Source organism: Neisseria sp. P0021.S006 (assembly GCF_051956895.1).
Genome location: NZ_JBQCWZ010000096.1, coordinates 1 through 3,189 on the forward strand (window position 1 = coordinate 1; position 3,189 = coordinate 3,189).

The 3,189-nt window shown below is 52.1% G+C and carries 2 protein-coding genes and 1 pseudogene; all 3 read left to right on the forward strand.

The annotated features are described in order from the left end of the window. Positions 1-415 (forward strand): sugar phosphate nucleotidyltransferase (locus ACTHUM_RS11025; RefSeq protein ID WP_440402890.1); only part of this gene is annotated, 415 nt, incomplete at its 5' end. A gap of 53 nt (positions 416-468) precedes the next feature. Beyond that, positions 469-1,008, forward strand: a complete 540-nt coding sequence (gene rfbC, locus ACTHUM_RS11030; protein WP_070461113.1) for a dTDP-4-dehydrorhamnose 3,5-epimerase — start codon at positions 469-471, stop codon at positions 1,006-1,008. A 25-nt stretch (positions 1,009-1,033) separates the two neighbouring features. Further along, positions 1,034-2,997, forward strand: a pseudogene (locus ACTHUM_RS11035) (capsular polysaccharide biosynthesis protein); the annotation flags it as partial. Positions 2,998-3,189 lie beyond the last annotated feature (192 nt).

The window sequence follows — 3,189 nt, forward strand, 5'->3', positions numbered from 1 at the left end:
CTTCAACGCCCTGTCTATCGAAGAGAAACCGCAACAGCCCAAATCCGATTGGGCGGTAACCGGCTTGTACTTCTACGATCAACGCGTCGTCGAATTCGCCAAACAAATCAAACCGTCCGCCCGTGGCGAATTGGAAATCTCCGACCTCAACCAAATGTATTTGGAAGACGGTTCATTGTCGGTACAACTTTTGGGACGCGGTTTCGCATGGTTGGACACCGGCACCCACGAGAGCCTGCACGAAGCCGCTTCATTCGTCCAAACCGTGCAAAACATCCAAGACCTGCAAATCGCCTGTCTGGAAGAAATCGCTTGGCGCAACGGTTGGCTTTCTGATGAAAAACTGGAAGAGCTGGCGCGCCCGATGGCGAAAAACCAATACGGCCAATATTTGCTGCGCCTGTTAAAAAAATAATGTTTGAGGCCGTCTGAAACTTTTCAGACGGCCTTTAGATGAAAGATAAAACGATGAACATCATTGATACCGCCATTCCTGACGTAAAACTGCTTGAGCCCCAAGTCTTCGGCGACTCGCGCGGCTTTTTTATGGAAACCTTCCGCGACGAGTGGTTCAAAACCCAAATCTGCGACCGCACCTTCGTGCAGGAAAACCATTCCAAATCCAGTAAAGGCGTATTGCGCGGCCTGCACTATCAAACTGAAAACACACAAGGTAAACTCGTACGCGTGGTTGTCGGCGAAGTATTCGACGTGGCCGTCGATATGCGTAAAGACTCCCCCACTTTCGGCAAATGGGTAGGCGAAATTCTGTCCGCAGAAAACAAACGCCAACTGTGGGTACCCGAAGGTTTCGCTCACGGCTTCTATGTATTGAGCGATGAAGCCGAGTTCGTCTATAAATGTACAGACTATTACAACCCCAAAGCCGAACACTCGCTGATTTGGAATGATCCGACCGTCGGCATCAACTGGCCGTTGCAAGGCGAGCCGAACCTGTCGCCTAAAGACTTGGCAGGCAAAGTATTGGGCGAAGCCGTAACGTTTTAAAAAATAATTCAGGCCGTCTGAAAGAATGCTCCTCTTTTCAGACGGCCTACAATCCATTAATAACAATAATCGACGAAAACGCATTGTGAAAAACGCCTACATTCCCTCTCGCGGCATCCGCAAAATCCCCCATCTCTCCACCCTATTGCCTGAGTTTCATATCTGCAAAGATGGAAAAGGAGCAGAGGCTGTGGTCGGCTGGGGTTTGCGCCCGACGACACACAAAGCGCGTACTTTCGCCGCTGAACACCGGCTTCCCTTTATTGCGTTGGAAGACGGCTTTTTACGCTCGCTCGGACTGGGTGTCGCCGGTTATCCGCCCTATTCCATCGTCTATGACGACATCGGCATCTACTACGACACCACACGTCCTTCTCGTTTGGAACAACTGATTCTTGCCTCCGATACCATGCCGTCTGAAACCTTGGCTCAGGCGCAGCAGGCGATGGATTTCATCCTGCGACATCATCTATCCAAATACAACCACGCGCCCGAACTTTCAGACGATCATCCTTTACGTTCCCCATCCAAGCCCGAAACCGTCCTCATCATCGACCAAACCTTCGGCGATATGGCCATCCAGTATGGCGGCGCAGACGCCTCTACGTTTGAACTGATGTTTCAGACGGCCTTGAATGAAAACCCGCAAGCCGATATCTGGGTCAAAACCCATCCCGATGTTTTGTGCGGCAAAAAACAAGGCTATCTGACCCGGCTGGCGCAGCAACACCGCGTCCATCTTTTGGCAGAAGACATCAATCCGATTTCTTTGTTGCAAAACGTCGATAAGGTTTATTGCGTTACCTCACAAATGGGTTTTGAGGCGCTTTTGTGCGGCAAACCGCTGACCACCTTCGGCCTGCCGTGGTATGCCGGATGGGGCGTGAACGACGACCGCCATCCTAAAATCGATAGCCTTGTTCGAACCCAACGACGCGCCCCCGCAACTTGCTGCAGCTCTTCGCCGCGGCCTATCTGCAATACAGCCGCTACCTCAACCCCAATACCGGCGAAGCAGGTAGCCTCTTTGATATCATCGACTATCTGGCAACGGTCAAACGTAAAAACGACAAATTGCGTGGCGAGTTGTATTGTGTCGGCATGTCTTTGTGGAAACGCGCGGTTGCCAAACCATTCTTTAACGTACCCTCTTGCCGTCTGAAATTTATCTCCTCCACCCAAAAACTGGCCGGAGTCAAACTGTCCGATGATGCACGCATCCTTGCCTGGGGCAACGGTAAAGAGGCCATCGTCCGTTTTGCCGAACAACACCACATCCCCCTGCTGCGCATGGAAGACGGCTTTATCCGCTCGGTCGGGCTTGGTTCTAATTTAGTCCCGCCGCTGTCGCTCGTTACCGACGATATGGGCATTTATTTCAATGCCGAAATCCCGTCCCGTCTTGAACACATCCTGCAAAACCAAAACTTCGACGATCAAGACTTTCAGACGGCCTTGAAGCTGCAAAAAATGTTGACCGAAAACCACATCAGCAAATACAACGTCGACAGCTCAGACTTTACCGCTCCATCAACCGACAAAACCGTGATCCTCGTTCCCGGCCAGGTTGAAGATGATGCGTCTATCCGCTACGGTTCGCCCCGAATCTATCGCAATCTGGATCTGCTTCGTACCGTACGCGAACGCAATCCCGATGCCTATATCATCTACAAACCGCATCCCGATGTAGTCAGCGATAACCGTATCGGCCATATTTCCCCTGAAGATACGGCACGATATGCCGACCAAACCGCCGAGCAAGCAGATATCCTGACCTGTCTCCAATACGCAGACGAAGTACATACCATGACTTCGCTGACCGGTTTTGAAGCCTTGTTGCGCGGCAAAAAAGTCAGCTGCTATGGCCTGCCTTTCTATGCAGGCTGGGGGCTTACCCAAGATCTGCTGCCCATTCCACGCCGCAGCCGCAGGCTTGAGCTTTGGCAGCTGATTGCCGGCACGCTCATCCACTACCCCGACTACATCCACTACCCCGACTACATCCACTACCCCGACTACATCCACTACCCCGACTACATCCACTACCCCGACTACATCCACTACCCCGACTACATCCACTACCCCGACTACATCCACCACCTCGACTACATCCACCACCGCGCATCCAATGCCGGCCATTACCTCAAACTGTGGTCGCTCTCCATCCTCAAGCGTTTGAAC

What these genes read in the sequence shown, in the direction of transcription:
- rfbC (WP_070461113.1), top strand. Translation starts at nt 469, where the DNA reads ATGAACATCATTGATACCGCCATTCCTGACGTAAAACTGCTTGAGCCC.